The organism is Maricaulis sp., from assembly GCF_017643475.1.
Taxonomy (GTDB): domain Bacteria; phylum Pseudomonadota; class Alphaproteobacteria; order Caulobacterales; family Maricaulaceae; genus Maricaulis.
Genome location: NZ_JAEPNI010000002.1, coordinates 659,002 through 684,795 on the forward strand (window position 1 = coordinate 659,002; position 25,794 = coordinate 684,795).

Below are 25,794 nucleotides of genomic sequence, written 5' to 3' on the forward strand. Positions count from 1 at the left end.
GGAGACCGCGCCCATGGATTGGGACAAGCTGAAAACCTTTCACGCCGCCGCACAGGCGGGTTCGCTGACCAAGGCGGCGGAGATGCTGGGTCTGTCCCAGTCCGCTGTCAGCCGCCAGATCGCGGCACTGGAAGACGATCTGGGCGTGACCCTGTTTCACCGCCATGCCCGCGGGCTGATCCCGACAGAGCCGGGAAATGTGCTTTACGAAGCGGCTCACGACATTGCTGCCCAGGTGGCGATTGCGGAAGCGAAGGTTCACGACACACGCGACGAACCCTCCGGTGAGCTCAAGGTCACCGCTCCGACGGCTCTGGGCGCCATGTGGCTGGCCCCGCGCCTGAGCGAGTTTCACGACGAGTTTCCCAATATCCACATCCGCCTGATGCTGGATGACCATGAGCTGGATCTGGCCGGGCTTGAGGCCGAAGTCGGCATCCGCCCCTGGCCCTCGACCCAGAATGACCTGGTCCAGCGCAAGCTGATGAGCGCCAGCCAACACCTCTATGCCAGTCCGGAATACCTCGCCCAGCGTGGCGAGCCGAAAACGCCGGACGATCTGGACGAACATTCCATCATCCAGTACGGCCCGCCGCAGATGGCACCGATCCCGGGACTGGACTGGGCGGCACGCCTGGGCCGGGACGAAAACGAAAATCCGCGTCCCGCCGTGATCGAGGTCAATACGATCTATGGCGTGGCCAAGACGGTGCAATCCGGCATGGGCATTGCTGCTCTGCCGGACTATGTGGCGCGGGAAAATCCGAATCTCAAACGCGTCCTGCCGCAGATCGACGGACCCGATTTCGAGATCTTCTTTGTCTATCCGAGCGAGCTACGCGGCTCCCGCCGCATCGCGTCCTTCCGCGACTTCCTGATCGAACAAGCCCGTCGCTGGGACGCCTAGACCAGGCGGCGTTTCTCGATCAACGCCTCAAGCAGGCCGATCACATCGGCTGATGCGGCTTCCATCGCTTCGGCAGCCTCTTCGGCAGCCTCGCGATCACCCTGTTCATGCAACTCGGCCGCCAGCTTGCCCTGGCGGTGGAATTCGGCGTGCGGCTCGATCAGTCGCTGGAAAAGCGGGTCGCCGACAAAGGCCGGATCCTGGACAGCGTCATACCATTTGCCGAGACGACATTCATGATGATCGGCCAGGTCGCAGGCCCGGATCGTATTGCGGCCGACAAACTTCTCCGAGAGGTTCTTCTTCCACAGGAAGTGATCCGACTTGGCGCGATGGAGGACATAGTCCCGCACATCACGCTGTTCCAGATCAGCGAAACTCTCATTGACGATTTTCTCGGACGCAGCCACGGCCTCGATCACGGCTTCGGCACGTTCGGTTGCCCTGCGGGAGGCGGTCGCGACGCCTGAGACACCACGCGACAGCTCCTGGGCCGCTCCGGTCTGCTCACTCATAAGACGGGCGATCTCGGAAACCAGATTGGACGAGCTTTGCACCAAATCAACGCCGGAACGAACGCTCGCAGCCGCATCATCACTGGCAGACTTGCCATCCTGGATCGCGGTCATGGAACCATGAACAGCATCAATAATGCCGGTGACCTCGCTTTGCAGATTGTCGATGCGTTCCCGGATATCCCCGGTCGCCTTCTCCGTCTGGCCAGACAGCGCTTTCACCTCCTCGGCAACAACCGAGAAGCCACGCCCCGCCTCGCCGGCTCGGGCCGCCTCGATGGTGGCGTTCAGCGCCAGCAGATTCGTCTGGCCAGCAATCGCGGAGATCGTATCGACAATATTGGTGATCTGGGCAGACGCCGCTTCGAGCTGTTCGACCCGGCCGACAATGCTGCCATAGGCCGTCTCGATGGATTCCATCTGTTCGGCGGAATTGGAGACCTGTTCCAGGCCATGGGACGTCGCTTGCACACAATCAGACAGATTGTCAGCAGCGGTACCGGTGAAGCTGGAGATCTGCTGGATCGACGCATTCAGCTCCTCGATAGCGGAGGACATTGACTGGGCCTGCTGGTCCACATCTCGAATATCCCCCGTGGCACGCGACACAGAGGCCATGGCGTCACTGGCATGCATGGAGAAACCAACCGAGCGCTCCAGCGTTACCTGGTCACGCGATTCCATTGATCCATAGAGACGCGCCAAAGCCCCCGCGAGCGCGTCCGGCAAATCAGGAAGTGCCGGCTTTTCCCCCTGGGCAATCCGGTCAAGTACAATCGCCAGCTCGTCAATCCAGTCCGGCTGAACGGTGACCACCTCGGCGGATTCGGTCATCGCTGGCCGGGACGCGCGTTTGAGCAGCATCATCTGAATATCCGTATTCCTCTACCCCAGGCGTTCTCATCGCAATCTGACGGTTAAGAAAGGGTAAGAGTTCCCGTTTTGGGATATAATCAAACCAGCTACACGCGCATGGGATTTAGAACTTGATGCCGCATTTATGCATAGCAAGTCTGCGACATCATGTCTTCTGCCGCGACGCAGCATGGGGCATATATCTCCTCACAGACGCAGCGGCGAGCCCGCAGCCTCACCAAGTTGACGCATACCGAACTCCTCCCCTTAATCGGTATGCTGTTTCTGGCGCCGGTCCTTTCTCCTCCCCTTTTTGGACCGGCGCCTTTTTCTTTGCCTAACTCACGAACAAAACCCGGCCGCTCTGGCCGGGTTCTTTTTTGCTCTGAATTAGATGTGGAAAACTAACCCAGCGTCGAGCGCAACATCCAGGCGGTTTTTTCGTGAGCGGTCAGGCGCGGGGTGAGCACGTCCGCCGTGGCTTCATCGCCGTGCTCGCCCGCCAGTTCCAGCGCCTTGCGGATGGTGGCGACGACAACTTCATGGCCCTTGAGCAGGTCGGCGACCATTTCATCGGCACTGCTGGCACCGGCGTCAGCGTCGAGACTGGCAGCCTCATTCATGGCGCCATAGGAGTTGGGTGCCGCAACGCCCAGCGCTCGGATCCGCTCGGCGATTTCGTCCGTCGCAGTCCACATCTCGTTATACTGCAGTTCGAACAGCGCATGCAGGTCGTGAAACCGCGGTCCGGTGACATTCCAGTGATAGACATGCGTCTTGAAATAGAGCGCATAGGTGTCCGCCAGCACTGCGGTGACAGCCTTCGCCATTTCCTGACGCTGGTTCTCGCTCAGACCCATATTGAAGCTCATTTCGCTCTCCCTGTTTCAAATGCAGCGCTTGCTGCGTTGAAGAGAGTTATGGCGGAACGCGTTCAATAGATCCAATTAGTAATAACTAATCGAGCAATCAAATATTCCAATATCAGCTCAGCGAAGCACAGAAGCGCTGGATCCGCTTGCCGGCTTCGACCAGGCTTTCATCGTCCGTGGCGTAAGAGATACGGAAACCCGGCTCCAGCCCAAAGGCAATGCCGGGAACAACCGCAACCGCCTCGGCGTCCAGCAGAGCCGCGCAGAAATCCGTGTCATTGCGAATCTCCTGACCTGCAGGCGTGGTCTTGCCGATCGTGCCGGCACAATCAGCGAAGACATAAAACGCGCCTTCCGGTGTCGGCGCGACAAGCCCGTCCGCCTCTTCCACCGCCGCGAGCACCAGATTGCGGCGACGCAGGAAGGCGTCATTGCGCGGTTTGAGGAAGCTGTGATCGCCGTTCAGCGCAGCAACGGCCGCCCACTGGCTGATGGAACACGGATTGGACGTGGTCTGGGAGATCACCTTGCGCATGCCGGCGATCAGCGCCTCCGGACCGGCCGCGTAACCGATGCGCCAGCCGGTCATGGAATAGGCCTTGGAGACCCCGTTCATCGTCAGCGTACGGTCGTAAAGACGCGGCTCGACCTCGGCGATGGTGGCGAATTCATATCCCTCATAGATGATGTGCTCATACATATCGTCGGTCATGATCCAGACATGCGGATGTTTGAGCAGAACCTCGGCAAGTGCTTTGAGCTCGCCCGCGGTATAGCCCATGCCGGTCGGATTGGAGGGCGAGTTGAGGATCAGCCATTTGGTGCGCGGCGTGATCGCGGCATCGAGTTCGGCCGGCGTGATCTTGTAGCCATTCTCGATTTTCGTCTTCACCTCGACTGGCGTGCCGGCCTGCAGGCGCACGACCTCGGGATAGGTGACCCAGTAGGGCGCCGGGATGATGACCTCGTCACCCTCGTTCAGCGTCGCAGCAAAGGCATTATAGATGACCGGCTTACCGCCCGGCGCGACATGGATCTGTGCTGCGGTATAATCCAGCTCATTATCGCGTCGGAACTTCTTGATGATGGCATCTTTCAGTTCCGGAATGCCATCAACAGCCGTGTATTTCGTTTCGCCCCGACGGATCGCCTCGATCGCCGCATCCTTGATGTGCTCCGGCGTATCGAAATCCGGCTCACCGGCACCCAGACCGATGACATCAACGCCCTTGGCACGGAGATCACGCGCCTTCTGCGTGACAGCCAGGGTCGCAGAGGGTTTCACACGCGAAAGCGCTTCGGACGGTTTGAAAGTCATGATGGTGTTCCTGAACTGGAAGACTGGGATTGCGACCGTACTCCGTGTCGGCATGAAGGCAATCCCTGCACGGGCGATGTTTCACAATCACTGGAACGAACCACCCTTGCAAAATTGCAAGACCATCCCGACCTGTCCGCCAACGCCCCACGGGGCGCCGCACAAAAACAGGACATCCTCCCGATGACTGACTTCACGCTGCACACACCCGAAAGCGCCCCGGAAGGGTCGCAGCCCTTTCTTGAGAACTCTCTCAACGGATTTGGCTTCATCCCCAACCTTCATGCTGTGATGGCTGAATCACCGGCGACGCTGGAGGCTTACCAAACAATCGGAGGACTGTTTTCTCGATCCAGCCTGAACGCTGTCGAGCAGAATGTGGTATGGCTGACCATCAATGTGGAGCACAATTGCCACTACTGCGTACCGGCCCATACCGGCATCGCCCATATGCAAAATGTTCCGGAAGACGTGATCAGCGCGCTGCGCGAAAACCGCGAACTACCCGACGCCAAACTCGAAGCCTTGCGCCAGTTCACCCTGTCAAGCCTGCGCAATCGGGGTGTTGTCGAGAAGGCCGAGGTCGAGGTCTTTCTGGCAGCGGGTTATACCCGGGCCAATCTTCTCGATGTCGTTCTGGGTCTCTCGCACAAGGTTTTGTCGAACTATGTGAACCATTTCGCGGACACGCCGGTGGATGAACGTTTCCAGCAATTCGACTGGACACCGCGCGAACCCGTCGCGGCCGAATAGGATAATCGGGGGAGGCAGCACCCTCCCCCTTTTCCTTACTCGTTTCGCCAATAATGCGAGCTCGCATTGGCGATGTGAAAACTCATCGAATTCACCTCGCGTGTCGCATCGCGGTGGAATTCCAGCTCCGCAACACCCTCACGCATGCCCAGCCCATCGATCACAAAGCGAGTTGGGGATACCGGCACAAGCGGAATATTGATGTCTCCGCCGGCCGCACCGGCAAAGAGTTGACCATCAACCAGCGCCACTTCCAGCTCCATGGCGAAAATCCCGCTGACCATCTGCTGGCGGTGATCCAGCGGCACGCGGTCATCGACGACATAACGACCGGTCATCGCCTCCAGCATCTCAACAGGCACATCGATCTGCGGATATCGGATGGCTGAATTGATCTGCCAGCCCATCGTATCAGCGACCGCATTGCGGATCTCCATGTGCAGGCCATTGCCCCGGGCCCCATTGGTCAGCACGACCAGCCCGTCACCCGTCGCCAGATGCCCCTCCACCCAGCTCTGATAGGAGTTGTTCGCGCCGGCATGGTGGAAGAAGTACTGGTCGCCTGCATGTTCGATCCGGGGCCCGAGCCCATGCTGGGTCCGCGCGACGCGCGACATCATGTCGACCGCCGTGGCGTGTTCCAGATACTCACCGTCGCCGCGATACGCATCGATCAGGGCCTCGACCAGGAGCCCCATATCGCTGGCGCTGACCCACAGGCCTGACGCCGCCATTTCCGGCATGGTCTCATAGCCGCGCGGTAGTGCTGCCGGCTGGCCGTCACGGTCATGCGCACGGGCGATATTGCCATGCGAGGCAGGAAGCGGATTGGCAAAGCTGGACCGGCTCATGCCAAGCGGTTCAAACAGGTGTGTCTCGGCCGCACTTTCAAACGCAGTGCCCGTCTGATCCGTAATAATCAGCTGGGCCAGGGTAAAACCACCCCCGGAATAGCGATAGGTCGAGCCCGGCTCAAAGGTCAGTTCCAGGGCTCCGTGGCGCGCTGGTGGCTCCCCGTTCAGCGTCTGATAGACGCTCGGCAACTCCTCGCCCGGCTGGAAATCCGGGAAACCGTGGATATTGAAACCCGCCGTGTGCGAGAGAATGGTACGCAGGGTCACTGCCTGGTTGTCGAACGCGCTCTGTGGCAGTTCCCAGCTCCTCAGCTGGCCCGACACGGGCGCATTGATGTCCAGAAGACCGGCATCATGCAGGCGCAGGGTCAGGGCCGAGGTCGCGATCTTGCTGACAGAGCCGGCCGAGAAGACCGTGTGTTCGTCCACGGGCTCGCTGCCGCCCGTCTGCAGCACACCGAAACCCTGCGCATAAACGACCTCGCCATCTGCCAGGACGGCCACCGCGACGCCGGGCACATTGTAGTGCTGCATACGCTCGGCCAGGCTGTAGCGGGTTCCACCCTCGCCCACATGGAAACGGGGGCGCAATTGCGAGGTGAAGTCGGACGGGCTCTGGGCCCAGGTTGCCGGTGAGAGCAGGCAAGCCGCTCCCGCCAGCGCGGACAGGCATGCCCGCGCAGTGATCGTGTTCATTGTAGAAGTCCCTCTAGTCTATCAGCCTACTCAGCAGGCGGCTGATGTTGCGCCCCCCGGCGCGTCAACCAGTCTTCCATGTCGCCATGTCCCATGCGGCGCGCTTCGCTCACCGGCGAGCGGTATTCTTCCTGTCCTTGACGGTTGGGCGAGCGCACAGTCAGGGAGATGTCGGCACCGGCCTCGACCAGCAGTTCCGCCATGCGCACATCGCCTTTCTGGGCAGCGGCAACCATCGGCGTCTCGTCACCCCAGACATAGGCATCAACCTCGGCGCCCGCCTCCAGCAGGAATTCAACCATGTTGCGGTCACCCGCCTGGACGGCGGCGATCAGCGGATTGCCGTCCCCCTCGACACCCGCATCCAGGGAGGCACCGCTGGAAAGCATCAGCTGCAGCATTTCCAGCTGGCCATTGCGGGCTGCCGCAATCATCGGCGAACCATCACCGCTGACGGGCAGGTTCGGATCGGCTCCGTACTGCATCAACAGGTCGAAAACATCGCGACGTCCGGCTCGGATGGCAGCAAACAGCGGCGCGCCATCACCAATGGACACCTCGTTCGGATCAGCGCCAGCCTCGAGCATGGCACGGACCTCGCTGATCCGGCCACGGGCTGCGGCGTGGAAAAGCGGCGAAACGTCTTCAACATCATAGGACACTTCCCAGCGCTCGCTTCCGACAGCAGCGCCAACCTTGGGCGTGGCAATGAAAGCGACAGCGGCGACGGCAGGCAGGATAAGGGCGATACGCATGACGGGGGTCCTTTGGGTTTTCAGATCAATGGAGGAAAGGTGATGAACACGACTGGCCAGCGCGGTGCGGCTGGAGCCGGCAGCGAGGGCAAGCGAGGGGTGCGCCAGCTGACGCTGGGCGGTGTCCAGAAGGGCATGGGCAAGCTGGATCGGTTCACCGGTGACACGGGCGGCGACCTCATCGCACAGCGCTTCACGGCTTCGGCTCAACATCCGCTGGAGTGCATAAAGCGGCACCACCCAGCAGAACACAGCGGTGATGAAGCGCAGACCCAGCACGGTCCAGGCATCACCCCGCGTTAGATGGGCGATCTCATGTTCCAGGATCGGGCGCGCAGACCCGTCCAGTTTGAAGTCTGCAGGCAGATATATCGCCGGGCGCAGATAGCCCGCCATCAATGGCGACGGCACGCGGTCGGACCGACGGATCTCGACCGGGCGAGACAGGTACAAACCGCACGGCAGGGCCGTGCGTTTACTGCGATGACGCAGCAGCGACAGCGCCCCCAGGTCCAGGCACAGGCGCAGCAACATCAAGGCGCTGCCGGTCATCCACGCCACAAAGGACAGCGAGGCCCAGGGCAATTGCACGGGGATCAGGTCACCGACAGTCCGGGTCAGCGGATTCGGGGTCGAACCGGCCTCAGGTTTTGGTCCGGGCGCGGCGTCGGCCACCGTGATGGCTTCGTTCACTCCGGTCGGCAGGAAGTCCACTTCCTGCACGGCGGGCCTTGGTTGCAGGGCCAGGGCAAAGACCAGCGGCACCACCAGAAGCGCAGCCAGCGTCAGATCATGACGTTCCCGCATCATGCCGCTTGGCGCAAACCGGTCAAATGCCCACAATGCGACCAACAGGAGGCAGGAAGCAATCAGCGCCACAAGGCCCGCATCGAACAAAGCCGGGTTCATGACTTGTCTCCGTGTTTGGCGATCAGCTCGGCCCGCAGCGCCTCGATATCATCCAGGGTCAGCTGTTCCTCGGCGACAAGATGCTGGGCCAGCTCCCGCGGCGAACCACCAAACAGGGATTGCATCACTGTTCCGATCGCCTTGCGCTGGGCGCCTTCGCGGGAGAGTTTCGGGCGGAAGATGTGGGCGCGGCCATCCTTGCGGAAATCGACATATCCCTTGTCCGCCATGATCCGGACTGTGGTCAGCACCGTGGTGTAGGCGAGGCCGTATGTCGGCTCGAGCGCTTCGGTAAGCTGGCGAACACTCGCCTCCTTCATGGTCCAGAGCTGGTCCATGATGCGCTGCTCGGCCTCGGTCAGTTGGGGGGATGTCGGACGCGCCATCTACGAATTCCTTAGTAACTGAGCCTAGGGATAAACGAGCGTAAAATCCATTCAACTAAATTTTTAGTAGGGAATCCCGAACGCCCCCGATTTGCCCCAATTCTTCCTGCAATCGCCGCAAACGTGCCCTCTCCCATCCTTGATCCCGGAGCATTTTCCGTAGCGGAAGGGAAGCGGGTTGTCATCTTGGCTCGCTGAGATTGGGGAGGAAGTCGATGACTTCACACGCACGCAACGCCGCCGGCGGCCAGGCCTGGTTCGGCCTCGTCATCGCCATAGCCACCTTTGCCGCCAGCCTGCTGCTCTGGTCTGATGCCTGGGCCGACGAGGGGCCGCAAACGCCAGATGGCATGGTTCGCCTGAGCGAGATCAATGAGGGCGCCCTCCTCCTGAAAACCATGGATCACGGCGTCTATGTCCCCGCCCCCATGATCGCCACCGATATCGAACTGGACATTTCCGGACCGGTCGTTCGCGCCATTGTCACGCAGCGTTTCGAAAATCCCTCCGAGGCCTGGGTTGAGGGCACCTATGTTTTCCCCATGCCGGAAGACAGTGGTGTGGACCGGCTGCGCATGCAGATCGGCGACCGTTTCATCGAAGGCGAGATCCATGAGCGCCAGCAGGCCCGCCAGATCTATGAGCGCGCTCGCGAGGCCGGGCAGCGCGCCAGCCTGGTCGAACAGGAACGCCCCAACATGTTCACCACGTCCGTGGCCAATATCGGGCCGGGCGAGACCATCATCGTGCAGATCGAATACCAGGACATTGCCCGCCTGGACGACGGTCAGTTCGAAGTCCGAGTGCCGCTGGCGATCACCCCACGCTACATCCCGCAGGATGTCGGATACCTGCTCGCGTCCACAGGCTCGATGCAGAACTCGACCGTACCTGACGCAGACCGGATTACCCCGCCTCTGATGCTGCCTGAGGGCGAACCGGAAGAAGGTCTGCGTCTGCCGGTAACCATCCGCGCTCATCTGGATGCCGGTTTCGAACTGGGCCAGATCGCCGGCCGCTTCCACGCCACCCTGGTTCGTCACACCGCCCCGGGCGAGGCCTCCATCGAGTTGGCCAATGGACCCATTCCGGCCGACCGGGATTTCGTGCTGACCTGGCAGCCCGCAGACCGCACGCGTCCCAGCGCTGCGCTCTTCACCGAGGAGTGGAACGGCCAGACCTATATGCTCGCCCAGATCCTGCCGCCGGCCGAGCTGAGTGCGGACATCCCACGTCGCCCGCGCGAAACAATCTTCGTCATCGACAATTCCGGTTCCATGGCCGGCACCTCGATGCAGCAGGCCCGGGAAGCGCTGATCTTTGCCCTGGAACGCCTGCATCCCACCGACAATTTCAATGTCATCCGTTTTGACAACACGATGGAACAGGTCTTCCCGCAGGCCGTGCCTGCCAATTGGGAGAATGTCGGGACCGCACTGGAATTTGCCCGTGGCCTGGATGCCGAGGGCGGCACGGAAATGTTGCCGGCACTGGTCGCAGCGCTGCGTGACGGCAATGCTGACGACACCTCCCGGGTACGCCAGATCGTCTTCCTGACCGATGGCGCCATCGGTAATGAGGCCCAGTTGTTTGAAGCTATCCATCGCGGCATGGGACGGTCCCGCCTCTTCCCGGTTGGGATCGGTTCTGCCCCCAACACCTACTTCATGAGCCGCGCCGCGCGCCTGGGCCGCGGCACCTTCACCCATATCGGTCAGGTGTCTGACGTGGCCGAGGAGATGGAAAACCTGTTCACGGCTCTGGAACGCCCGGTGATGACCAATCTGGACGCCATCTTCCCGCAGGACGCCATCAGCGAGATCTGGCCTGCCCCGCTGCCGGACCTCTATTACGGCGAGCCTGTGGTGATGACGGCCCGGCTGAACAATCCGCAGGGCGTGATGATCCTGGAAGGCCAGACGGCAGGTGAAACCTGGCGCGAACAGCTCTCCCTGTCGGACGCCACCCAGTCCAGCGGCATCGCCACCCTGTTTGGTCGCAACCGCATTCGCGGTATCGAGGAAACCCGTTTCCAGGGCGCGAACATGGAGCAGGTCGATGCCGGTGTTCTGCAGACCGCGCTCGACTTCCATCTTGTCTCCCGCCTGACCAGCCTGGTGGCGATCGACGCCACGCCAGCGCGACCCAGCGACGAGACGCTTGTCGCGCGTCAGACACCAAACATGATCCCGGACGGCTGGGATTTCGAGGCCGTGATGGATGACCAGGCCCTGCCCGTCCAACACGCCAGCCTGGACACCGCGCTAATCGACCAGCTGCGACCAGGTCTCGACCCCAGCCAGACCCGGCTGGATGAAAACGGCCTGCCGCTGCCCGCTACCGCGACGCCGCGTGAGCTGCTGACCTGGCTGGGCGCCCTGATGATGTTGCTGGGTCTGATCTGGCTGCTGACGCACCAGGAGCGCCGGCTGTGGTAACGCGCTCGAAACAGAATGGGGCGCGCCCAGGTCTGAGGCGAGCGCTGGTTCCACTCGCGGCCATCGCGCTCGTCCTCAGCGGCGCCACCCTTGTTGGTCAGGGAGTCTGGATCTCGGCCAAGGCAGAAATCGCACAGGTCCTGCTCGCAAGAGCCTGGACCCGTGCCCAGGAAGGAGAGACCGCGCCGACACCATGGCCCTGGGCCGATACCTGGCCCGTGGCGCGGCTCTCCGTCCCGTCACTGGGACAACACGCCATCGTACTGGCTGAAGCCGGCGGTGAAGCCCTGGCCTTCGGCCCCTCACATCTCGCCGCGACGCCGCCCCCGGGCGCTGCCGGCACGAGTGTAATCGCTGCACATCGCGACACGCATTTCGCTTTCCTGCGGGATGTGGAGATCGGGGATGAAGTGGTGCTGGAACGGGTGGACGGTGAGCGGGTTCTCTTCCGCATCACTCACACGGAAGTGGTGCACGCGGACCGCTCGGGCATTCAGCCGGAAGGCGGCCCGGCCAGGCTGGCACTGGTCACCTGCTGGCCCTTCGGCGCAGTCACACCCGGGCCGGAACGGTACGTGGTGTGGGCGAAAATGGTGGAGACGCTGGAGGTTTGACCTCTTCCTGCGCAGGCGTTGTCATCCCGGACGCATGCCGAGCCCTGAGCCAGGCGAAGATCCGGGACCCACAGGTCACAATCATGGGTCCCCACTCTGCGCCCGCTTTCGCGGGGCAGTCGTTTGTCCCTGCGAAGGCACGGGGCGGGGATGACAAGTTCAAGCGGGGAGGATGCTTAACGCGCCGCGTCCAGCTTGCCCTTCAGCGCTGCCAGCATGACTTCATTGCCGGCCACGATCGAACCGGTTTCGAGCAGGTCAGGCTTGTCGTCGATCTCGGCGACAAAACCACCCGCCTCTTTCACCAGCACGATACCGGCAGCGATGTCCCAGGAATTTAGATTGCGTTCCCAGAAACTGTCGTAACGACCTGCTGCGACCCAGGCGAGATCCAGTGCGGCAGAGCCCATGCGACGAACACCGGCGGCGTGCGGCATGACCTGGTGCAGTTCCTTGAGGAATTGCGCATGGCCCTTCTTGCCGGCGAACGGCATCCCGGTCGCTACGACGCTCTCGTCGAAATGCTTGCGATTGGCAACACGCAGGCGACGGTCCGCCAGCCAGGCACCACGGCCCTTCTCGGCGTGGAACATCTCGTCGGTGGCCGGGTTGTAGACAACACCCGCAACCAGCTCGCCCTCACGCTCCAGCGCGATGGAAACGGCAAAGTGCGGCATGCCGTGCAGGAAGTTCAGCGTGCCGTCCAGCGGATCAACGATCCAGCGGTGGGACTTGTCAGTGCCTTCAACAACACCGCCTTCTTCCATGAGGAAGCCATATCCCGGACGCGCCTCGTTGAGACGGTCATAAATGATGGACTCGGCCTTCTTGTCCGCAATGGAGACAAAGTCCGAGGGTCCCTTCTTGGAGACCTGCAGATGCTCGACATCACGAAAATCGCGGTTCAGCGCACGCCCGGCACGACCGGCAACGTCCGTCATCAGGGTGAGAAGTGGTGAAAGTGTGCCCAAGACCTAGTCCGCCCGCTTTACGTATGAACCGTCTTCGGTGGCGACGACAATGCGCTCGCCCTGGCCGATAAACGGCGGAACCGCGGTGCGGACACCGTTTTCCAGAATAGCCGGCTTGAAGGAGTTGGCTGCCGTCTGGCCCTTGATGACCGGCTCGGTCTCGGTGATTTCGAGGGTGACGTGCTGCGGCAGGGACAGACCGATCGGACGTTCTTCGTGGAATTCCACGACGATGGTCATGCCATCCTGCAGGTAGCGCGCGCGATCCTCACCGACAAAATCCTTGTTGAGCTCGATCTGCTCATAGGTCTCGGCATCCATGAAGGTCAGGGTTTCGCCACTGTCGAACAGGAAGGTGTGATCCTTCTGCTCAAGGCGAACGCGCTCGACCTTGTCCGCGGCGCGGAAACGTTCGTTGAGCTTGCGGCCATCGAGCAGGTTCTTCAGCTCCACCTGGGCAAAGGCACCGCCCTTGCCCGGCTTTACGGCTTCGGCCTTGACGGCCACCCACAGCGTATCCTGGTGCATGATCACGTTGCCGGGTTTGATCTCATTGCCGTTGATCTTCATCGCGTCACCTATCGGGGAATGCATACATGCGGCGCAAACAGCCGCGAAAGTCGCGCTCTCCTATCAGCGAGCACGCAAAACAGCAAGTTTGCAGGTCGGTTGGGTTAGCGAAGCGAATTGATCTCGTAACGGATCTGTTCGCGCAGGTCCGGCGGCAGATCGCCTTCGATCGCGCCCTGAAGCCCCGCCCGGCGGGTCTCGTCCACCGGCTGGCCGGTGAAATCCTCATGCGCCAGCAAGGACCAGCGATAGGCCTGGCCCAGCAGGTTCACATCGCGATTATCCACCGCCTCGCGCGCCAATACATACGCCAGCAGGAAACGGCTTTCGCCATCTCCACCCATGGCGCCCTGTTCGAACCAGTAGCGGGCCATGTCGGGATCGGCCTCGCCGCCGCGGCCCTGCAACATCAACAGGCCAAACTGGCCCTGGGCCGGGGCGTAACCGGACTCAGCCGCCTGACGAATATACGCCCAGCCTCGCTCGGCGTCGGCCGGACCGCCAACACCTTCAACCCACATTACTCCGGCCTGCAATGCAGCCTCGGCATGACGCTCCGCGGCCGCGCTTTCATACCAGGTTCGTGCGCTGGCCAGGTCCTGTTCACCGCCAATCCCCAGATCGAGCAATTGCGCAAACTGGTACATGGCCTCTGCAAACCCCTGCTGGGCTGCTCGTTCGGCCCATTCGCGCGACCGGACCCGCTCCTGTGGGATGGGCGATTCCCGCAGCTCCAGCGCATAGGCCACCATGCCCGGAACGTGGCCCACGCGGGCGGCACGTTCAAACCAGCTGCGCGGATCGGTAACCCCCGGCACTTCCCGGCGGGCCAGACGGCCCATCTCGTAAAGCGCCAGTGGATGATCCTGTTCGGCCGCGCGTGAGAACCAGCTGGCCGCCAGCGCATAATCCGGTTCGCCCGTTGCACGACCGTCTCGGGCGATAAGACCCGACATGACCGCCGCCGTCACATCACCGCCAGCCGCCGCTGTTTCCGCGTATTGGCGGGCAGACACCCAGTCTTCGTCAATCCAGGCAATCTGCGCGCGATAAAGCGCCTCTTCCGCCGCCGTCATACCCATCGGGATGGCCGCGTCTTCAGCGCTGGACGCCTCCTCAGCCGCTCGCTGCACATCCTCGGGAACCAGGGAGAGCTCTTCCGGGAAAACGAAAGCCGGCCCGTTTTCCGGCGGGTCCTGCGCGATAGCGAGGCCGGAAACACAAAGACCGAGAACAAGCGGGGTCAGCAAAATCTTCATGCCGGGCACTCAGCCGCCGCAATGCGGCAACGTCAAGGCCACAGCTGTGGCGTGACGGAAAAGTTAGTCAGCCTCGCCGTTGATCACAGAGTTGAAAGCCGTCACTGCCGCACCCGGTCCGTCCGGATGATCCCAGACACCAGACGACACGGCGAGGAAATCCGCCCCGGCCTCGATCAGCGGCGCCGCATTATCGACTGTGATGCCGCCAATGGCGACACAGGGAAGCTCGAACAACTCCACCCACCAGCGCAACACGTCCGGCTCGGCCTGGGTAGGCGCCTGTTTCGTTGTCGTCGGATAAAAGGCACCAAAGGCGACATAGTCGGCTCCCGCCTCACCCGCGATCATCGCCAGGTGTTTGCTGTCATGACAGGTAACACCGACCGAACGCTCCTTGCCCATGATCGCGCGTGCATCCTTCACCCGGCCGTCATCCTGGCCGATATGCACACCATCGCAGCCCAGCTCGTGCGCAAGCTCGGGGTCATCATTGAGGATGGCGGCCGCGCCGGCGTCCTGGATGATCCTGATCAATTCGGGCGCACCCGCGCGGATCTCCTCGCGGCTATGCTCCTTGAGCCGGATCTGCACAGCAGCGACTTCACCGCCCGCGAGCGCATCTTTCAGCGCACTCACCAATTCAGGGGATAGGCGGGGGGGCGTAATGAGGTAAAGTTGGCACGTCATGAGCGGCTTTTGACCGATTTTGCCGAGGGTTTCCAGCCTATTTGCGCCAGGCGTTCATATTGAGGTCATGCAAGCACGTTCATAGTCATGAATGAGAGGGGCGCAGCCTGGCGCCATTTCACAACCCAAGGGGACAGACATGTCGTTTAAAACTATTGCTGCTGCAGCTCTTGTTGCTGCTTCTACCGCCGGTATCGCCGTTGCCCAGGACTGGTCGCTCAACCCGACCTTCGGCTCTGTATCGCTGAACGGCGGTTTCACACCGGATCCGTACACCGTGGCCATCACGGCTGGCGGCACGATCGATGCTACCCAGGTTTTTGACCGTTGCCGCGGCATGATCGCCAACGCGCCGGACTTCCGCCTGAACTTCAACCCGGGCAGCCTGCCGCTGACGATTGGCGCACAGTCGAACACCGACACAACGATCGTGATCAACGCGCCGGACGGCCAGTGGTATTGCGATGATGACAGTGGCGACGGCCTCAATCCGAGCGTCACTTTCAACAATCCGCAGCAAGGCCAGTATGATATCTGGATCGGCACCTACGGATCCGGCTCCGATCTCGCGAACTCCACGCTGACGATCTCCGAGCTCGGCCGCTAATCACGCCATGCTTTGAACGCGAAACGGGGCCCCGACGGGCCCCGTTTTTATTTGCGCGCACCTTTGGCAGGCTTCACAGGTCGATGCCCAGCGCCCTGGCAGTCTCCGGCCCGACCATGCCGTCCGCCGCCAGGCCCTTGAAAGCCTGGAAATTGAACACCGAAGCTTCCGTCAGCGGGCCGTAGACACCGTCCGCCCGGCCCGGATGGAAACCGCGCTTGCGCAAGGCTTTCTGGATGCGTTCGACGACCTCGCCGCGCATGAAGGGGTGGCGAACCCGATAGAGCATGCTGACCCTTGGCGGCGGCGCAAGCGGCGCGCCCTGGCTGTACTCGACGCCGGGCACCAGCGCACCGCCATCCCAGGCACGCCCCCGCGCATCCTCGGTCTCGACAACACCATAGGCGCGGCCACGCGCCTCAACGGTGCCGCCATCGCCACGCGAAAATCCGACATGCCCGATGGCATTCGCTCCCGGCTTGCGCAACAGGACCGCGCCCGGCGTCACAAACGCCTCCTCCAGCGAGATCAGGGTGCCGGCCTTCTGCGCATCCTCCCACCATTTCCCGGAATAGGCGTCCGCTGTGCGCGGATCGCGTCCATAGGTGCCAAACACGATGCCGTAGGCCTGGTAACAGCACCAGGAGGCCAGCTCGGCACAATCCCAGGGCCCCTTGTGGTCCTTGTTGGCCAACACCGCCCGCGCGCCCAGCACATATTTCGCGCCGATATACTTCCGCGCGACCTCAAGTACGTCTTCGCCCCTGAACATGAAAACACCCTCCGGTTGCTGACCCAAGAATGATCCCGCAACAGGTGATTTTCAAGATAGCCCAACAAAAAAAGGGCCCGCCAATCGGCGAGCCCTCGGAAATCGGCAAAGAAACCCCGGCCTTACGCCAGCTCTTTTTCCATGTCGGCTTCCCACTCACCCAGAGCGGCGAGGCAGTTCATCTTGGCGCGGTGGTTGAAGGCCGCCTGGCCTGCTGCGATGTTCTCCGGCTTGCCGCCCCAGGCTTTCAGCGGAGCAGCCTGCAGGGCGCGACCATAGGAGAAGGTCAGCGGCCACGGCAGTTCGTAAGAGGCGTTCATGGCGTTGAGGTGTGCAGTGGCTTCCTCGTCCGTCTGGCCACCGGACAGGAAGGCGATGCCCGGAACGGCGGCCGGCACACAATTGGCCAGGCACTGGACGGTCATGTCAGCGACCTCCTCGATGCCCGCACGGTCCGGACCGGTGGTGCCGGAGATGACCATGTTCGGCTTGAGGATGGAGCCTTCCAGAACAACACCCTGGTCGAACAGCTCGCGATAGAGCGTCTTGAGGGCGAACTCGGTCACTTCGTAACAACGCTCGATGGAGTGGTCGCCATCCATGATGACTTCCGGCTCGACGATCGGAACGATGGACGCTTCCTGGCAAAGCGCAGCATAGCGCGCCAGGGCATGCATGTTGGTCGCGATGCAATACTGGCTCGGCACGGCATCATCACCACCCTGGCCGATATTGATCACGGCGCGCCACTTGGCGAAACGCGCACCCAGCTCGAAATAGTCGGCCAGGCGGTCACGCAGGCCGTCGAGACCCTCGGTGATCATCTCGCCTTCGGCACCGGCCAGCGCTTTCGCGCCCGTATCAACCTTGATGCCCGGGATGGAGCCGGCGTCCTGGATCAGCTTGACCAGCGGCGTGCCGTCAGCGGCTTTCTGGCGGATGGTTTCATCATACAGGATGACACCGGAGATACGCTCGCTCATCGCTTCTTCGGTGCGGAAGAGCATTTCGCGCCAGTCACGGCGATTGTCCGGGGTGTTGTCCAGGCCGATGGAAGCGAAACGCTTGCCGATCGTGCCGGTGGACTCGTCCGCCGCGAGAATGCCCTTGCCCGGTGCGACCATGGCGCAGGCGGTTTCGTTGAGAAGGTCGAGATCCATTGTAATCCCCAGCAGTGGTTATGCGGCGAACCGCGTTTGTCTGTCTTTCGACACATCAGGTACCGTCCCTGAACGAGACCCGATGCGTTAACGATAACATGCCTTCTATGACAGGCTATCTGCTTATTGGTCAAGCCACCTCTTCGGCGGTTTCGACCAGAACACCTACACCCGGCAATTCCTTGCCTTCCATCCATTCCAGAAAAGCGCCACCGGCGGTGGAAATGAAGGTGAAGTCGTCTGCGACCCCGGCCTGGTTGAGCGCGGCAACGGTATCACCGCCACCGGCAACCGCAACCAACCCATCATCCTTGGCCAGTTTAGCAGCCTGGTTCGCTGCAGCGACAGTGGCCGCATGGAAAGGCGGTGTCTCGAACGCGCCCAGTGGGCCGTTCCAGATCAGTGTCTTGGCACTATCCATGGCCAGCGACAGCGCCGTCACAGTGGCCGGGCCACAATCCAGGATCATCTCGTCGTCATGGACATCGGAAACAGCCGCCAGGCGGGTCTCCGGGTTCGGGGCGAATTCCCGGGCCAGGACCACATCGCTCGGCAGCATGATCTTGCAGCCACTTTCCTCGGCATTGGCCAGGATCATGCGCGCGGTGTCGATCAGGTCTTTCTCGCACAGGCTCTTGCCGATCTCCACGCCCTGCGCGAACAACAGCGTATTGGCCATGCCACCACCGACAAAGAGGATGTCGACCTTCTTCACCAGGTTCTGCAGCAAGTCGATCTTGGTCGAGACCTTAGCGCCGCCGACGAGGGCGATAACCGGACGCTCCGGCTTTTCCAGGGCGGCGACCAGGTGGTCGATCTCGCGCTGCATGGCCAGGCCGGCATAAGCCGGCAGGATGCGCGCGACACCGTCCGTCGTGCCGTGGGCGCGATGCGCGGCAGAGAAGGCATCATTGACGTAGATATCGCCGAGATCGGCCAGCGCCTGTGCGAAGTCCGGATCATTCTTCTCTTCGCCGGGCTCGTAACGGGTGTTCTGCAGCAACAGGACATCACCGTCATTGAGGTCGGCGATCGCGGACAGCGCATCATCGCCAACCGTGTCATCGACGAAACAAACCTCGCTGCCCAGCAGGTCCGCCAGCGGCTGACCGACCGGCTCCAGGCTCATCTCGGCAACACGCTGCCCCTTTGGGCGACCGAAATGCGCGAGCAGGATGGTCTTGGCACCCTGCTCCTGCAGGTATTCAATCGTCGGAAGCGCCGCCTTGAGGCGCGTGTCATCACTGACAGCGCCGTCTTTCATCGGCACATTGAAATCGACACGGACGAGGACGCGCTTGCCGGCGACCTCTGCATCCTGAATGCGACGGATCTGGGTCATCAAAGCGCGTCCTTTTCCAAGCCTTAGAGGTATTTGCCCATCGCGACCGTGGTGTCGATCATGCGGCAGGCAAAGCCCCACTCATTATCGTACCAGGTCATGACGCGGGCGAGGCGTTCATCGATCACCTTGATCTTGTCCAGGGCAACAACAGACGAGCGGCTGTCATGATTGTAGTCGATGGAGACGAGCGGGATATTGTCATAACCCAGAACGCCCTTCATCGGGCCGTCCGCTGCGGCCTTGACCGCTTCCGCCAGTTCCTCGGCGGTGGTGGCCTTGCCCGGCGTGAAGACCAGGTCAATCAGGGAGACGTTCGGCGTCGGCACGCGGACGGCAGCACCGTCCAGCTTGCCCACCAGTTCCGGCAGAACCAGACCAACGGCCTTGGCCGCACCCGTGGAGGTCGGAACCATGGACATGGCCGCAGCGCGGGCGCGGTGCAGGTCCTTGTGGTTGCGGTCCAGGGTCGGCTGGTCACCGGTGTAGGCGTGGATCGTGGTCATGTGACCGCGCTCGATGCCAACGGCGTCGTTGAGGACCTTGGCGACCGGCGCCAGGCCGTTGGTGGTGCACGACGCGTTGGAGACGATGATATCGTCGGCCGTCAGCTGGTCGTGGTTCACGCCATAGACGATGGTCTTGTCGGCGTTCTTGGCCGGTGCGGAACACAGGACACGCTTGGCGCCGGAACCTTCGATGTGGGCCATCGAGGCTTCCTTGGAGTTGAACTTGCCGGTGCATTCCAGAACGATGTCGATGCCCAGATCGTCCCAGGGCAGTTTGGACGGGTCACGGTTGGAGACTTTCTGGATCTTGCCGAAACCGGCATCAATCCAGTCATCACCGACCTTGATCTCGCCCGGATAGCGGCCATGCACGCTGTCATAGGTCAAAAGGTGCGCATTCGTTTCCGGCGTGGAGCTGTCATTGATGGCAACAACCTCGACCTCCCCCCAACGCTTCTCTTCGAGAACTGCGCGCAGGGCCAGGCGGCCAATACGTCCAAAACCGGTGATCGCAACACGAAGGGCCATACCCACTCTCCTTCAGACAGGCGCAATATTGCGCATGAATTTTGGCGCGCATTTAGCTCCGTTTACGGTTCAGGTCCACCTTTGGCGGCCCTGATTCTTTATATGGAAGTATTTTTTTGCAGAAACAGGGATAACGGGGCGAACGCCCGCGCATGAGTTTATTCGCAGAACAAGAAATCTAAACTTCGCCCAACCGCGCAATATTTAACTTATGTTCGCGCTATCACGCCTTCGACCGTCTGCAAAGCGGCCGTTCTAAAGAACAGAACAGCGAGAAGCACTTGGTTCGCCAAAGACACGAACGACAATCTGCAACACCACCTGCGCTGCGCATATGCAGGGCTTGAAATGCCAAGCCCTGCCTGCAAAAACATGCGCTGGGACATCAAAAGGACGCCTCGGCTGGCGTGAGACTTATGAAAGTACTGATTCTTGGTGGTGACGGCTTCTGTGGATGGCCGACCGCCCTGCACCTTTCCAATCTGGGCCATGACATTGTGATCGTCGACAATCTGTCGCGTCGCAAGATCGATATCGAGCTCGAGGTTGAATCGCTGACGCCGATCCGGCCGATGAGCGAACGTCTCGCCGCCTGGAAAGAGGTTTCCGGTCGCGACATCAAATTTGTCGACATGAATATCGGCAAGGACTACCAGGAATTGCTGGATCTGATCGCGGACGAGAACCCGGACACGATCGTCCACTTCGCCGAACAGCGTGCCGCGCCCTACTCGATGAAATCCGCGCGCCACAAGCGCTATACGGTCGACAATAACCTCAACGCCACCAATGACGTGCTGGCCGCGATTGTCGATAGCGGCAAAGACATCCACCTCGTCCACCTCGGCACGATGGGCGTTTACGGCTACGGCACGGCGGGAATGAAGATCCCCGAGGGCTATCTCAAGGTGAAGGTTGAGACGTCCGAAGGCCTGAAGGATCAGGAGATTCTCTATCCGGCCAATCCGGGTTCGATCTACCATATGACCAAGACCCAGGATCAGCTCTTCTTCCACTTCTACAACAAGAATGACAAGGTGAAGATCACCGATCTTCACCAGGGCATTGTCTGGGGCACCCAGACGGAAGACACCAAGCGCGATGCGCGCCTGATCAACCGTTTCGACTATGACGGTGACTATGGCACGGTCCTCAACCGCTTCCTGATGCAGGCCGCTGTCGGTTATCCGCTGACCGTGCACGGCACCGGCGGCCAGACCCGCGCCTTCATCCACATCCAGGACACGGTTCGTTGCATCCAGCTGGCTGTCGAGAACCCGCCAGCGGCAGGCGCCAAGGTCCAGATCATGAACCAGATGACTGAGACGCACCGTGTGCGCGATCTGGCCAAAATGATCGCTGACATGACGAACGCCGAGATCCAGCTGGTTCCGAACCCCCGCAACGAAGCGGACGAGAACGACCTGCACGTTGAAAATGACACCTTCCTGCAGATGGGCCTCAAGCCCATCACGCTGGCCGCCGGCCTGATGGAAGAAGTCACCGAGATCGCCCGCAAATTCTCCGATCGCTGCGACCGCTCGAAGATCCCGTGCATCTCCTACTGGGGCAAGGGCCGTGAAGAAGCGGCTGCCGAAGCGCCAGCCGAGACCACGGCAGCGGAGTAGGATCCGCTGGATAGGAATTGAAAGGGCGCCCGTCGTGGCGCCCTTTTTATTGCGCGGCCCAGGCGAGGGCTCGGTGTTCCAAGGCGGCGACAAATGCGCCTTTCCCGGACTGGTAGGCCTTGCGATCGGCGCCCGCCTCGACCAGCGCGAGCTTGGCAGCTGTATAGGCATCACGCTCATGGGCGTGGATCCTGAGATAATCGCGAAACACCAGATGGCGGCGATGGCTCTCATCGCCCTGCTGATAGACATGGATATGGTGGGAACGTGACCCGTCCGGCGCATGCCGACGCAAATAGCGACGCCCGACCAGTCCGTATTCACCCAGGACGTCATAACCCGCTGCCTGTAACACGCCTGCTTTTTCGTCGAGACGCTCCACTGCCTCAACGGCAACCAGAATGTCGATGATCGGCTTGGCAGCGAGACCGGGGACGGATGTGCTGCCGATGTGATCGATGGAAACAGCCTCGATCAACCCCTGCAGGCGCTGCCGCTCCAGCGCGAAAGATCTCGGCCAATCCGGGTTGTAGGGCGTGATCACGCCCCCATCATCCCCGTCATCTTGTCCAGGAACACGCAGCACTGGTCGAGCTGGCTGATCGTCACGAACTCATCCGGCTGGTGGGCCTGTTCGATGGAGCCGGGGCCGCAAACGACGACCGACAGGCCGGCGGCCTGGAACTGGCCGGCCTCGGTGCCATAGCTGACCACGCGCGTGGAGTTGTCGCCGGTGATCTGGCGCGCCAGGCGTTCGGCAGCGCCGTCATCCTCTGGGGCGAAGGCCGGGACGTCCGAGCGGACTTCAACCGTCACGGACGCATCGGGCGCATGCTCGCGCATGCGCGCCTCGACTTGAGCTGCGCGTGCTTTCAGCCCCTCTGCGATGGCGTGCACATCATCCCACGGGCAGGGTCGCATCAGTGAACCGAACTCGGCATCCAGCGCGAGAATGTTCAGCGCGGTTCCGCCCTTTACCTCGCCAATGGTCAGCGTGCCGTGCCGCGGGTCGAACGGGCTGTCATCCGGTGCGGCCTCCCGCATAACCCCGGCCTGTTCAACCAGGTAATTCATCAGCGGCACGGCATGGGTCACGGCGCAGGCGCCATCATTGACCAGCGAGCTGTGGGCTTCCTTGCCGCGCAGTTTGACGATGATCGAGAAGAGGCCCTTATGGGCGGTGACAACCCTCATGTCCGTCGGCTCGCCCACCACGACAGTTTCGGGCTTGAAAGCGCCTTTCATGATCTGGTCAATCATCGACGGAGCCCCGAGACAGCCGACCTCCTCGTCATAGGACAGGGCGATATGGACCGGCCGCTTCAGGTCAGCAGCGGCGATTTTCGGCGCCAGCGCCAGGATGCAGGCCGAAAAGCCCTTCATGTCACAGGTCCCGCGCCCGTAGAGCAGGCCGTCCTTCTCGGTCAGATCCCAAGGGTCAGTCGTCCAGGGCTGACCATCCACCGGCACCACATCGGTATGGCCGGACAGCACGATACCGCCATCCACCTTGGGGCCAAATACCGCGTGCAGATTGGCCTTGCGCCCGTCCGGACTGGGAATGCGTTCACACCAGGCCCCCAGCGCTGTGAGCTTGCCCTCGACATAATCGATCAGCTCGAGATTGGAGTTTCGGGAGGTCGTATCAAAGGCGACGAGCGTGCGCAGCTCGTCGATGGCGGTGTCAAGGAAGACGCTGTTCGGCATGGCATTTTCGCTAAAATTAGTCGTGTTCGGGAACCCATCCTTAAGACGCCCGCCCTATGCTGTCAGGTAGAAAAGGCGCAAATGCGCCCGGGTGATGGTGAAAATGCTGAACTGGCTACGCGATTTCTGGAGAGATCGTCGCGGTAATGTCGCGATGATTTTCGCCCTGTCCTTGTTGCCCGTGACGGTATTGTCCGGCGGCGCCGTCGACTTCTCCCAGGCCATGAATGCGCGCACCCGCCTGTCCCAAGCCCTCGACGCTGCGGCTCTGGCCGTGGGCGTGAACCCAAGCATTTCCGACGCGGATGCGCTGGATATCGCGCGTGATTTCATTTCAGCGAACTATCCGGGGCGCGAACTGGGCGATGTCGTAAATGTCCAGGTGTCGATGAACAATCAGTCCGACACCGTCACTGTAACAGGGCAAGCCAAGGTTCAAACGATTATCCTGGGCCTGATCGGGATCGATTATCTCACCGTGAACTGGCAGACAGAGGTCCAGCGCGCCCGCTCGCGCCTGGAACTCGTCATGGTGCTCGACAATACGGGTTCGATGGGTGGCTCCAAGATTCGTGATCTGCGGGACAGCGCGGAACTGCTGACCGAAATCCTGCACGAAGCCGCCGAGGAACCCGGTGATGTACGCATTGGCCTGGTGCCGTTTGCGGCGACGGTGAATGTGGGCACCAATTACGAGCGAGTCTGGTGGATGGATCCCAATGGCGACAACCCCGATCATGGCGATTGGTCAGGGGGCCGCGACGCCAATCACTGGGATCTGTTTGATCGCATGCGTTACGAGGACTGGGACGGCTGCGTTGAAGCGCGCGCCATTCCGATGGACATCGACAACACGCCCCCTTCGCCCGGCGATCCGTCAACATTGTTCTTCCCGTATTTCGCACCAGACGAACCTGACAATGACAGTGATTACAGGAACGATTATCTCAACGATGGCCGTACCGGTAACTACCGTCAGCGCCTGCGTCAGATGGGCAAATACAACGATGCCCAGATCCTGCGTGACTACGGCCCGAATATGCGCTGCACGACGACGCCGATCACGCCTCTGACGACCTCGCAAAATACTATTGAAAACGCGATTGACCGCATGGGTGCGAGTGGCACGACCAACATCCCCCAGGGTGTCGGCTGGGGCATCCGTGTGATCTCTCCGGAAGAACCTTTTACGGAAGGCACGACCTGGGATGATCGCGAGGTCATCAAGGCTATGGTGATCCTGACCGACGGCGAAAACGTGATGTACGGCCGATCGACTGATCTCCGCTCCGATTACGGTGCTTACGGTTTTTCTCGCTTCGGGCGACTCGGCACGACCTCGAGCAGCTTCTCGACGCTGGCAAGCCGTCTAAACAGCCGGCTCACAGCGGCGTGCGACGAAGCCAAGCGACTGGGCATTCGTGTTTACACGATCACTTTCCAGGTGAACTCGTCATCCACGCGCAATCTCATGCAGGACTGCGCATCCAATCCGAGCCTCTATTTCGACTCGCCGTCCAGTTCAGCCCTGCGCGACGCGTTCGAGATGATCGCGGGCGATCTGACCAATCTGCGCCTGTCGCGCTAGCCGGCCTCTTCCTCGGTCTCTTCTTCCTGGCTCGGGATCGCCAGCAGTTCGAGCGTGAAGATCAGCGCCTCGTTCGGACCAATCGGACCGCCCGGCGTGCCACGCTCGCGATAACCCAGAGCAGGATCGACATAGAGTTCCCACTCCTCGCCGACACGCATCATCGGCAGGGCCTCCACCCACGCACCGATCAGGCGGCTGGAATCAAACGTCGCCGGGTCACCCAGGGCATAGCTGTCATTGAACGCCTCGCCATTAGGGTGCAGGCCGCGATAGTGGACGGTGACCATATCACCGGAGATCGGGGAAGCCCCGTCCTGGCTGGCCCGGCGAATGCGATACAGCAACCCGCTCTCGGTCTCGAAGACACACGTCCCTTCACGCACGACATCCAGATAAGCGGTCGATTGCTCACGTGCCGTCTGCGGATTGCGCTCGGTGTGGTCAAAACCGGCCAGGGTGATGAAACCCTCACCATCGGGGATTTCACAATTGCGTTGCTCGGCCAGGTCACCTTCAAAGCGGGTGCCACCGGAACAGGCGGCCAGAGTCAGCGCCAGTGCGGATACGGAAATGAAACGAGTGTTCATG

Annotated in this window: 24 protein-coding genes; 7 read left to right on the forward strand and 17 right to left on the reverse strand. The window is 61.4% G+C overall.

The window, feature by feature from the left end:
- Nucleotides 1-13 precede the first annotated feature (13 nt).
- The gene (locus JJ889_RS10570; RefSeq protein WP_291894865.1) at nucleotides 14-907 is read left to right on the forward strand and encodes a LysR family transcriptional regulator; all 894 of its coding nucleotides are present in this window, start codon (nucleotides 14-16) and stop codon (nucleotides 905-907) included.
- Here JJ889_RS10570 and JJ889_RS10575 read toward each other — a convergent pair.
- The 3 genes from JJ889_RS10575 to JJ889_RS10585 all read right to left on the reverse strand — a co-directional run bounded on the left by JJ889_RS10575 (nucleotide 904) and on the right by JJ889_RS10585 (nucleotide 4,467).
- Complete coding sequence (locus tag JJ889_RS10575) at nucleotides 904-2,289, reverse strand: methyl-accepting chemotaxis protein (RefSeq protein WP_291894867.1); 1,386 nt, start codon at nucleotides 2,287-2,289, stop codon at nucleotides 904-906. The two genes, JJ889_RS10570 and JJ889_RS10575, sit on opposite strands and share 4 nt — an antisense overlap.
- A gap of 392 nt (nucleotides 2,290-2,681) precedes the next feature.
- Nucleotides 2,682-3,149 (reverse strand): DNA starvation/stationary phase protection protein, encoded by a 468-nt coding sequence (locus JJ889_RS10580; protein WP_291894869.1) that lies wholly within the window; start codon nucleotides 3,147-3,149, stop codon nucleotides 2,682-2,684.
- A 112-nt stretch (nucleotides 3,150-3,261) separates the two neighbouring features.
- Entirely contained in the window at nucleotides 3,262-4,467 is a 1,206-nt protein-coding gene (locus tag JJ889_RS10585) for a pyridoxal phosphate-dependent aminotransferase (RefSeq protein ID WP_291894871.1), read from the reverse strand.
- Nucleotides 4,468-4,650: 183 nt separating this feature from the next.
- On the opposite strand from JJ889_RS10585, the gene JJ889_RS10590 reads away from it, so the two are divergent.
- Nucleotides 4,651-5,220, forward strand: a complete 570-nt coding sequence (locus JJ889_RS10590; protein WP_291894873.1) for a carboxymuconolactone decarboxylase family protein — start codon at nucleotides 4,651-4,653, stop codon at nucleotides 5,218-5,220.
- A 35-nt stretch (nucleotides 5,221-5,255) separates the two neighbouring features.
- Here the strand turns inward: JJ889_RS10590 and JJ889_RS10595 are convergent, their stop codons facing one another.
- From JJ889_RS10595 to JJ889_RS10605, 3 genes are read right to left on the reverse strand one after another with little or no spacing between them, the layout of a single operon-like run.
- Nucleotides 5,256-6,770, reverse strand: a complete 1,515-nt coding sequence (locus tag JJ889_RS10595; protein ID WP_291894875.1) for a serine hydrolase — start codon at nucleotides 6,768-6,770, stop codon at nucleotides 5,256-5,258.
- A 26-nt stretch (nucleotides 6,771-6,796) separates the two neighbouring features.
- Complete coding sequence (locus JJ889_RS10600; RefSeq protein WP_291894877.1) at nucleotides 6,797-8,434, reverse strand: ankyrin repeat domain-containing protein; 1,638 nt, start codon at nucleotides 8,432-8,434, stop codon at nucleotides 6,797-6,799.
- A complete protein-coding gene (locus JJ889_RS10605; protein ID WP_291894879.1) occupies nucleotides 8,431-8,820 on the reverse strand; it encodes a BlaI/MecI/CopY family transcriptional regulator in 390 nt (129 codons plus the stop codon). The genes JJ889_RS10600 and JJ889_RS10605 overlap by 4 nt, the downstream gene beginning before the upstream one ends.
- Nucleotides 8,821-9,035: 215 nt before the next feature.
- Between JJ889_RS10605 and JJ889_RS10610 the strand changes: the two genes are divergently transcribed.
- Both JJ889_RS10610 and JJ889_RS10615 read left to right on the forward strand, forming a co-directional pair.
- The gene (locus JJ889_RS10610) at nucleotides 9,036-11,258 is read left to right on the forward strand and encodes a marine proteobacterial sortase target protein (protein ID WP_291894882.1); all 2,223 of its coding nucleotides are present in this window, start codon (nucleotides 9,036-9,038) and stop codon (nucleotides 11,256-11,258) included.
- A complete protein-coding gene (locus JJ889_RS10615) occupies nucleotides 11,252-11,872 on the forward strand; it encodes a class GN sortase (RefSeq protein WP_291894884.1) in 621 nt (206 codons plus the stop codon). The genes JJ889_RS10610 and JJ889_RS10615 overlap by 7 nt, the downstream gene beginning before the upstream one ends.
- Nucleotides 11,873-12,048: 176 nt before the next feature.
- Here the strand turns inward: JJ889_RS10615 and JJ889_RS10620 are convergent, their stop codons facing one another.
- From JJ889_RS10620 to thiE, 4 genes are all read right to left on the reverse strand, one after another.
- Complete coding sequence (locus JJ889_RS10620; RefSeq protein ID WP_291894885.1) at nucleotides 12,049-12,843, reverse strand: inositol monophosphatase family protein; 795 nt, start codon at nucleotides 12,841-12,843, stop codon at nucleotides 12,049-12,051.
- Between the two features lie 3 nt (nucleotides 12,844-12,846).
- On the reverse strand, nucleotides 12,847-13,413 hold the full coding sequence (efp, locus tag JJ889_RS10625) for an elongation factor P (protein WP_291894886.1): 567 nt from the start codon (nucleotides 13,411-13,413) through the stop codon (nucleotides 12,847-12,849).
- Nucleotides 13,414-13,517: 104 nt separating this feature from the next.
- On the reverse strand, nucleotides 13,518-14,672 hold the full coding sequence (locus JJ889_RS10630) for a tetratricopeptide repeat protein (protein WP_291894888.1): 1,155 nt from the start codon (nucleotides 14,670-14,672) through the stop codon (nucleotides 13,518-13,520).
- Between the two features lie 63 nt (nucleotides 14,673-14,735).
- Nucleotides 14,736-15,362 carry a thiamine phosphate synthase gene (gene thiE, locus JJ889_RS10635; RefSeq protein WP_291894889.1) on the reverse strand — a complete coding sequence of 209 codons (627 nt, stop codon included), beginning with the start codon at nucleotides 15,360-15,362 and terminating at the stop codon, nucleotides 14,736-14,738.
- 139 nt (nucleotides 15,363-15,501) lie between these two features.
- Between thiE and JJ889_RS10640 the strand changes: the two genes are divergently transcribed.
- Entirely contained in the window at nucleotides 15,502-15,969 is a 468-nt protein-coding gene (locus JJ889_RS10640; RefSeq protein WP_291894891.1) for a peptidase S1, read from the forward strand.
- A 73-nt stretch (nucleotides 15,970-16,042) separates the two neighbouring features.
- Here the strand turns inward: JJ889_RS10640 and JJ889_RS10645 are convergent, their stop codons facing one another.
- The 4 genes from JJ889_RS10645 to gap all read right to left on the reverse strand — a co-directional run bounded on the left by JJ889_RS10645 (nucleotide 16,043) and on the right by gap (nucleotide 20,280).
- Nucleotides 16,043-16,741: a peptidoglycan-binding domain-containing protein gene (locus JJ889_RS10645; protein ID WP_291894893.1), complete on the reverse strand. Its 699-nt coding sequence runs from the start codon at nucleotides 16,739-16,741 to the stop codon at nucleotides 16,043-16,045.
- A 122-nt stretch (nucleotides 16,742-16,863) separates the two neighbouring features.
- Nucleotides 16,864-17,901 carry a class I fructose-bisphosphate aldolase gene (locus JJ889_RS10650; RefSeq protein ID WP_291894894.1) on the reverse strand — a complete coding sequence of 346 codons (1,038 nt, stop codon included), beginning with the start codon at nucleotides 17,899-17,901 and terminating at the stop codon, nucleotides 16,864-16,866.
- A gap of 130 nt (nucleotides 17,902-18,031) precedes the next feature.
- Nucleotides 18,032-19,243, reverse strand: a complete 1,212-nt coding sequence (locus JJ889_RS10655) for a phosphoglycerate kinase (protein WP_291894895.1) — start codon at nucleotides 19,241-19,243, stop codon at nucleotides 18,032-18,034.
- A 23-nt stretch (nucleotides 19,244-19,266) separates the two neighbouring features.
- Nucleotides 19,267-20,280 (reverse strand): type I glyceraldehyde-3-phosphate dehydrogenase, encoded by a 1,014-nt coding sequence (gene gap, locus JJ889_RS10660; protein ID WP_291894896.1) that lies wholly within the window; start codon nucleotides 20,278-20,280, stop codon nucleotides 19,267-19,269.
- Between the two features lie 416 nt (nucleotides 20,281-20,696).
- Here gap and JJ889_RS10665 point away from each other — a divergent pair, with 416 nt between their 5' ends.
- On the forward strand, nucleotides 20,697-21,908 hold the full coding sequence (locus tag JJ889_RS10665; protein ID WP_291894898.1) for an NAD-dependent epimerase/dehydratase family protein: 1,212 nt from the start codon (nucleotides 20,697-20,699) through the stop codon (nucleotides 21,906-21,908).
- A gap of 46 nt (nucleotides 21,909-21,954) precedes the next feature.
- On the opposite strand, the gene JJ889_RS10670 is transcribed toward JJ889_RS10665, so the two are convergent.
- Nucleotides 21,955-22,452 carry a GrpB family protein gene (locus JJ889_RS10670; RefSeq protein ID WP_291894900.1) on the reverse strand — a complete coding sequence of 166 codons (498 nt, stop codon included), beginning with the start codon at nucleotides 22,450-22,452 and terminating at the stop codon, nucleotides 21,955-21,957.
- A complete protein-coding gene (gene argE / locus JJ889_RS10675; protein WP_291894902.1) occupies nucleotides 22,449-23,615 on the reverse strand; it encodes an acetylornithine deacetylase in 1,167 nt (388 codons plus the stop codon). Before argE ends, JJ889_RS10670 begins: the two co-directional genes overlap by 4 nt.
- Before the next feature lie 103 nt (nucleotides 23,616-23,718).
- Here argE and JJ889_RS10680 point away from each other — a divergent pair, with 103 nt between their 5' ends.
- The gene (locus tag JJ889_RS10680; protein ID WP_291894904.1) at nucleotides 23,719-25,203 is read left to right on the forward strand and encodes a pilus assembly protein; all 1,485 of its coding nucleotides are present in this window, start codon (nucleotides 23,719-23,721) and stop codon (nucleotides 25,201-25,203) included.
- Here JJ889_RS10680 and JJ889_RS10685 read toward each other — a convergent pair.
- Nucleotides 25,200-25,793, reverse strand: coding sequence for an FKBP-type peptidyl-prolyl cis-trans isomerase (locus JJ889_RS10685; protein WP_291894906.1), 594 nt, complete (start codon nucleotides 25,791-25,793; stop codon nucleotides 25,200-25,202). The genes JJ889_RS10680 and JJ889_RS10685 overlap by 4 nt on opposite strands.
- Between the last annotated feature and the right edge of the window lies 1 nt (nucleotide 25,794).